Origin of the sequence: Nocardioides sp. (assembly GCF_047607365.1) — a bacterium.
In the GTDB taxonomy this organism is placed as follows: Bacteria; Actinomycetota; Actinomycetes; order Propionibacteriales; family Nocardioidaceae; genus Nocardioides.
In genome coordinates this window covers 20,996-27,515 of the sequence record NZ_JASGDD010000017.1, presented here as the reverse complement: position 1 = coordinate 27,515, position 6,520 = coordinate 20,996, and the positions used below count along the sequence as shown (strand labels likewise).

At 72.1% G+C, this 6,520-nt stretch carries 6 protein-coding genes; 1 reads left to right on the top strand and 5 read right to left on the bottom strand.

Features of this window, described 5'->3' with window-relative positions:
• The 4 genes from QM572_RS01715 to QM572_RS01700 form a co-directional block, all read right to left on the bottom strand.
• A partial coding sequence (locus QM572_RS01715) for an ABC transporter ATP-binding protein (protein ID WP_415089375.1) occupies positions 1-923 on the bottom strand: 923 nt, incomplete at its 3' end.
• A gap of 1 nt (position 924) precedes the next feature.
• Entirely contained in the window at positions 925-1,788 is an 864-nt protein-coding gene (locus QM572_RS01710) for an ABC transporter permease (protein ID WP_415089373.1), read from the bottom strand.
• Entirely contained in the window at positions 1,785-2,732 is a 948-nt protein-coding gene (locus QM572_RS01705; protein ID WP_415089371.1) for an ABC transporter permease, read from the bottom strand. The genes QM572_RS01710 and QM572_RS01705 overlap by 4 nt, the downstream gene beginning before the upstream one ends.
• 47 nt (positions 2,733-2,779) lie before the next feature.
• Positions 2,780-4,327, bottom strand: a complete 1,548-nt coding sequence (locus tag QM572_RS01700; protein ID WP_415089369.1) for an ABC transporter substrate-binding protein — start codon at positions 4,325-4,327, stop codon at positions 2,780-2,782.
• A gap of 225 nt (positions 4,328-4,552) precedes the next feature.
• Between QM572_RS01700 and QM572_RS01695 the strand changes: the two genes are divergently transcribed.
• Positions 4,553-4,834: a pyrimidine/purine nucleoside phosphorylase gene (locus QM572_RS01695; RefSeq protein ID WP_415089367.1), complete on the top strand. Its 282-nt coding sequence runs from the start codon at positions 4,553-4,555 to the stop codon at positions 4,832-4,834.
• Positions 4,835-4,860: 26 nt separating this feature from the next.
• Here the strand turns inward: QM572_RS01695 and QM572_RS01690 are convergent, their stop codons facing one another.
• Positions 4,861-6,393, bottom strand: a complete 1,533-nt coding sequence (locus QM572_RS01690) for a PucR family transcriptional regulator (RefSeq protein WP_415089365.1) — start codon at positions 6,391-6,393, stop codon at positions 4,861-4,863.
• Positions 6,394-6,520 lie beyond the last annotated feature (127 nt).

The following is a 6,520-nucleotide window of genomic DNA, read 5'->3' as shown; positions in this document are numbered from 1 at the left end:
TCGACCTCGAGGAGCGGGCGCGGCTCGGCCGGCGGCCGGGGCGGCGGCAGCGGCGCGACCCGCAGGCCCTCGAGCTCCCGGACGCTGCTCTGCTCGGCCTCGACGTCCACCGCGTCGCCTCGCGCATCCGTGACGACGTGGACCCCGCGTGGGCCGGGAGCCGAGGCCACCAGCACACGCGTGAAGGGGTGCCGGGGCCTGCGGAGCACGTCCGCCGTCGAGCCGGACTCGACGATCCGGCCTCGGTACATCACCGCGACCCGATCGGCGAGGTGGCTGACCAGGGCGAGGTCGTGGGTGATGTGGACGAACGCGGCGTCGCCGGCGTCGGCCAGGCGCCGGACCAGCCCGATGATCCGCTGCTGGGTCGTCACGTCGAGGCCGGTGGTGGGCTCGTCGAGGACGACGACGTCGGGCGTGCCGGCGAGGGCCATCGCGATCGCCACGCGCTGCTGCTGCCCTCCCGAGAGCTCGAACGGGAATCGGCGCAGGAACGCCTGGTCCGCCGGGAGGCCGACCCGGGTCAGCAGGGCGAGGCGCCGCTCCTCCGAGTCCCGACCCACCAGGGCGAGGGACTCGCCCAGCTGGCGGCCGATCCGGTGTGCCGGATTCAGCTGCGTCGCGGGATCCTGGGGCACGTAGGAGATCCGGCGTCCGCGCAGGAGCCGGCGCTCGCGCTCCGGCAGGACGGCCATGTCGGCGCCGGCGACGTCGATCCGGCCGCCGACGATCCGAGCGCCGCCTCGGGTGGCGCCGAGCAGGGCGAGCGCCGTCGTCGTCTTCCCCGAGCCTGACTCGCCGACCACCGCCAGGACCTCGCCGCGCGAGACCGAGAGCGCGACGTCCTCGACGATGAGCCGGCCTCGGGGCGCCTGGACGCGCAGCCCGGAGACGTCGAGGACGGGAGAGGTGGGACCGGTCATCTCACACTCCCTCCGAGCCGCGATGGAGCAGGCGGGCAACGGTGTCGGTCAGCAGGTTCGTGCCGACCGACAGGACGGCGATGAGGACCACGGGCACGATCACTCCCCACGGTTGGGCGGCGAGGCCGATCTGGTTCTCGCTGATCATCTGTCCCCAGTCCGGGCTCGGCGGCGGAGCCCCGAGCCCCAGGAAGCTCAGCGAGCTGAACAGGATCACCGAGCTGGTGATCCTGAGCCCGAAGTCGGTGAGCATGGGCGTCCAGATGTTGGCCAGGACGTCGCGGCGCAGCACCGTCCACCGCGACTCGCCGCGAGCGAAGGCGGCCTCGACGTAGTCCTGTGCCGCGACCTCCCTGCTCGCCGCGCGCACGATCCGGAAGACCCGTGGCGCCTGGATGGCGGCGAGGGCGATCGCGATCGTCAGGTTGCCGGAGCCCGCGCCCGCGAGCAGCACCAGGCCGATCACGAGCGGGGGCAGCGAGAGCAGGACGTCGACCAGGCCGATGCTCGCGACGTCGATCCAGCGGCCGAGCAGGCTGACCGCCATGCCCCAGGTCGCCCCGATGAGGTAGGCGAGGATCGTCGCGCTGATCGCGACCGAGAGCAGCGCGACGCCGCCGTGCAGCAGCCGGCTGAGGACGTCGCGGCCGAGCACGTCGGTCCCGAGCAGCGCCGTGCCGGAGGGTGGCGCGAAGGGCGCGCCCACGACCTCCTCGATGCCGTGCGGCGCGACCAGAGGCCCTCCCAGGGAGACGAGAGCCACGAGCGCCAGCATCGCCGCGCCCAACGCCCCTTGGGGCTGTCGGACCGCGTCGCCGAGGACGCCGAGGACGTGCCGCCGGCGAGGCACGGAGGTGGTCGTCACAACGTCCCCCTCAGCCGCGGATTGAGCGCCGTGGCCGCGATGTCGGCGAGGACGCTGCCGACGACGAAGACCGCCGTGATCATCAACGCGAGGGACTGCACCACCGCGACGTCCCGCCCGATGACCGCCTGGGTGAGCGCCCGCCCGACTCCCGGGAACTCGACGACCGCCTCGACCACCACGACCCCGCCGAAGAGCCAGCCGAGGTTGATCGCGATCACCTGCAGCGTCGGCCCGAGCGCGTTGGGGAGCACGTGGCGCCACACCACCTGTCGCTCGGGGACGCCCTTGAGCCGCGCCATGGCGATGTACGGCTGCTCGAGCACGTCGATCACGCAGGCACGCACCATCCGGCAGGTCTGCGCCGCGCCCGCGGCGACCAGCGTCAGCACCGGGATGGCGAAGACGTCGAGCTGGCCGAGGACCGGTCGCCCCTGGTCGATCAACGAGACCTGCGGGAAGACGGGGATCCAGACTGCGAGGACGACGATGAGCGCCGCGGCGATGACGAACTCGGGTGTGGCCGCCAGGATCAGGGTGAGCAGCGAGACCGCCCGGTCGGCCGGCCTGCCCTCGCGGGTGCCGCTCGCGATGCCCAGTCCGACCCCGACCGGAACCAGCACGAGCAGCGTGAGGAACGCCAGCAGCGAGGTGTAGCCGACGAGGGGGCCGACGAGTTCGGTGACGGCCGTGCCGGAGGGGAAGGAGCGACCGAGATCGCCGTGGAGCACCCCACCGAGCCAGTCCCCGTAGCGCACGACGAGCGGGCGATCGAGTCCGAACTCGGCCCGGTACTGCGCCAGCTGGGCCGGCGTCGCGCTCGATCCGAGGGCGGCGGAGGCGGGGTCGCCGGGCAGCAGGTCGATGCCGAAGAACAACAGGACCGAGACGGCCCCCATGGTCGCGACGCCGGCCAGCAGGCGGGCGGCCACGAAGCGCGCCATGGGTGGCACGCCCCGCCGCCGCGGAGACCGGCCGGACGCCGTGGCCGTCACGCGAACGTCGCTTCTCGGAAGTCGTAGTTGCCGAGCGACCGGATCGCGCTGGGCGTGATGCCCGACAGGCCCTTGACCGTGGCGTCGACGTTCTTGGCGAAGCCCCACACGATGTAGCCGCCGTCGTCGTAGAGCATCTTCTGCGCGGCCACGAGCTTGTCGTGCCGTGCGCTCTCGTCGGCGCTTCCCATGGCGTCGGCCACCAGGGCGTTGAAGGCCGGGTCGTTCCACTGGGTCTCGTTGTAGCTGGCGCCCGGGAGCACGCTGAGCTGGAGGTGGCTGATCAACGGCCGCCCACCCCAGTGGCTGCAGGCGAACGGCTGCTGCATCCAGGCCCGGCTCCAGTAGTCGCTGGTCGACCACTTGCGCAGCCCGACCGTCACCCCCGCGGCCTTCGCCTGCGAGGCGTAGAGGGTCGACGACTCGAGCATGGCCAGGCCCGCGTCCGAGGTGTGCAGGGTGACCTTCAGCCCCTCGGCGCCCGCGGCCTTCAGCAGGCTCTTCGCCTGGTCGGGGTCGTAGCCGCGCTGCGGGAGATCGCTCGCATAGTCCGAGTCGAACGGACTCGAGAGGTCGTTGCCCAGCCCTCCCGCGCCCGAGAGGGCGTTGCTGATCATCTGGTCGCGATCGGCGAGCAGGCGCATCGCCTGACGGACGCGCTTGTCCTTGAACGGGCCCTGCGTGATGTCCATGTACTGCGTCGAGAACGATCCGGAGGTGGCCTGGAGCAGCTGCAGCCCGAGGCTGCCGGTGCTGGCGATCAGCTGCGGGGCCACCTCCGCGATCGCGTCGACGACACCCGAGCTGAGCGCGTTGACCCGCGCCTGCGGGTCGTCGATCGAGACGATCTCGAGCTCCTCGATCGCCGGAGCGCCACCGTAGTAGCCGTCGTACCGCACGAACTTCGCGCGGTCGCCCGCCTTGAAGCTGACCAGCTTGAACGGACCGGTCCCGATGGGCGCGTCGAAGGTGGTGGTGCCGGACTTGAGGATGACGACCGAGCGCTCGCCGAGCAGCGTCGGGAAGAGGAAGTTCGGCTTGGTCAGCGCGATCGCGACGGTCTTGTCGTCCACCTTCGCGGTCGAGGCGAGGTCGACGTCGGCGAGGGGTCCGGCACCGTCGGCCTTGCTGGCGGGATCGAGCATGTAGGTCAGGCTGTAGATGACGTCGTCGGCACTCACCGTCGAGCCGTCGTGGAAGGTGGCCTCCTTGAGGCGGACGGTCCAGACCGTGCCCGCGGCGTTCGGCTCGACCGACTCGGCCAGCCGGTTGACCACCTTGCCGGTGGGGTCGAAGGTGGTGAGACCCTCGAAGATCTGAGCCGTGCGAGCGACGTCGGTCTCGCTCAGCGCGGCGTTGGGGTTGAGCGTCTCGGAGGTCCCGCCGCCCGTGGCTCCGACCCGCAGGGTCGTGCGCGCCGAGCCGCCGGACGTGGCGGACGTCCCGCACGCGGCGAGAAGCGGGGTCGCCACCGCCGCAGCCGCACCGAATGCCAGCGCCTTGCCGAAGTGCCGCCGCGTCATGTCGACCTGGGAAAGGTCCATCTTCGTCTCCTGCCCGCCAGCGCCGCCGGCGATTCTCTGTCGATTCTCGTGTCGAGGTCTGATTCCGAGAGTGACCGTGCCCGAGACACTAGGCGGTGCGTTTCCGGCCGGGTATGTCCCCGAGGGCCTATCGAGATGCCCTGATTCGCCCCCGTGGACATTGGCCGGTGTCGGCAGCGGCTCTAGCGTCGCAGACCGACAAGCCTTCAACGAGGAGATGAGCACGTGATCAAGACCAATGAGTACTTCGACGGGCAGGTCCGCAGCCTGGAGTTCGAGAACTCCGAGGGGAAGTTCACCGCCGGCGTCATGCAGGTCGGCGAGTGGACGTTCGACGTACCGACACGGGAGTGGATGATCCTGACCCGCGGCGCGTGGGAGGCCAAGCTCCCGGGCAGCGAGGAGTTCGTGCCGTACGGCGTGGGCGAGTCGTTCGAGATCGACGGCGGCCTCGACTTCACCGTCCGCATCCTCGAGGAGAGCGCCTACATCTGCCTCTACACCTGAGCCGGGCGCGGCGGTCCGGTGGGCGCTCAGCCCGTCACCGGGCCGCCGGCCGCGGCCTCGCCGTCCTCGCTGATCCCTCGCGCCTTCAGCGCGAGCCAGAGCTCGGTCTGGGCGTCGACGGTCTCCGGTGAGCGACCGAGCAGCTGGGCGATCCGCTGCAGCCGGTGCCGGACGGTGTGCCGGTGCACGCCCAGCCGGTCGGCGCACTCGGCCACCGACCGCTCCTCCGCGAACCAGGCGTGCAGGGTCGCGATCAACGCGTCCGAGTTCTCCGCGGCGTCGAGCGGGGCGAGCACGGCGTCGGAGAAGGAGCGCAGGAAGTCCGGATCGGCCACCTGCAGGAGGAAGCCGTGCGCGGCGCCGTCGACGTACTCGATGAGGCGTCCGGTCCGCTGGCTGGTCACGAGCGCGGAGTGGGCCTGCCGCATCGAGCGAGCCGCCGACCCCGGCGGAACCACCGTCCCGATCCCGGTCGGCACGTCGGGCGCGAAGCTTGCGAGGACGTCACGCGGGTCGTCGACGGTGACCGCCTCCACGATCCGCTCGCGGCGTCGCAGGAACGGCGTGCCCAGCGCGACGGTGAGGTCGGCGAGGATCTCCTCCGCCTGCGGTTCGCTGTGCGCCCGCAGCGCCACCGCGCGCAGCTCGTCGGACCGGAGCCCGAGCGACTTCAGCTGCGCCTGGGCGCGAGCGTCGTCGTCCGCGCCGAGGAGGCGGGCCAGCTGCGTCGCCCGCGTACGCCGGCGCGGCTCGTCCAGGAGCCACCGCCGCTCCAGCTCGAGGGCCAACAGCGAGAGGAAGGCCGGAGCGGCCAGGTCGGCGTACTCCCCGGCGTGGCCGATCCTCGCCAGGTATCCGGCGTGCCGGGTCGCGCCCACCGTCGCGATGACGGCGTCGCCGGCGGGTGTGGCCACGCTCGTGACCACCGTCGTGAGCACCCCCAGGTCGGTCGCGGCCTCGCCGACCACGCCCGCGACCTCGGCTGAGAACGCGAGCGAGCTGGCCAGCACCCGGGCCCGGCGATCGAGGACCAGGACGTGCTCGCCGGTGGCCCGCCTCCAGGCGGCGGCCAGCCCGGCCAGGCCCCGCTCGCGTGCCGCCGTCCTGGTCAGCTCGCGCTGGAGCGCGGTCGACTCCTCCAGCACACGACGGTCCCGGTCGGAGTGGGCGGCGAAGATCGCCTTGCTCACCGCGATGAACGGCGTGCTCTCCGGGACCTCGACCACCGGCAGCCGGTGCCGCTCGGCGGCACGCAGGAGGGCGGCGGGCACCGCATGGTGACGCTGCTGGTCACCGATGCCGAGAGCGAGACAGGCCGCTCCGTTCGCGGCGACCGCCGCGACGTAGCTCTCCCACTCCGCGTCGCCGTCTCCGAGCAGGGAGCCCGTCGTCATGAGGAACTCGCCGCCCTCGAGCAGCTCGCCGGCATGGAGCACCTCGGACACGTGCGCACCCTCGATGACGTTCTCCAAGCGGTGCTCGCCTGCCCGCACGGTCAGCCGCAGGGCGGGCAGGGCGACGATCTCCGCCACCGTGACCTCGGGGATGGTCGGTCCCACTGGCTCTCCTGTCGCGCTCCGTCACCGTGCACCGGCCGATGCGGCACGATACCGGTTCGGCGAGGCGGCGCGAGAGCGTCACCGGCTCGTCACGCGGCCGTCGCCCGGTGTTGGTTGGGTCACACCA